The 291-nt window shown below is 45.0% G+C and carries 1 protein-coding gene; it reads left to right on the forward strand.

What is annotated here, in order from left to right; genetic code table 11:
• A partial coding sequence (locus tag SB775_RS28690) for a Na+/H+ antiporter NhaC family protein (protein WP_410864582.1) occupies positions 1–291 on the forward strand: 291 nt, incomplete at both ends.

Here is a 291-nt window from a genome sequence, read left to right on the forward strand (position 1 = left end):
TCGCAACAGGAACATCATGGGGAACAGTAGGAACAGCGGGTATTGCTATGATGGCGATTGGTGAGGGACTTGGATTACCACTTCCGCTTGTTGCGGGTGCAGTTCTTTCAGGAGCTTATTTCGGCGACAAATTATCACCACTTTCTGATAGCACAGTTCTTGCAGCTTCTATGGCGAAAGTAGACGTTATTGCTCACGTTCGAGCTATGCTCGTATTAGATGTTCCGGCTTATATTATTACTAGCATTATGTTTACTATAGCTGGTTGGATGTATGGCGGCGATAATGTAG

The organism is Peribacillus sp. SIMBA_075, assembly GCF_046534585.1.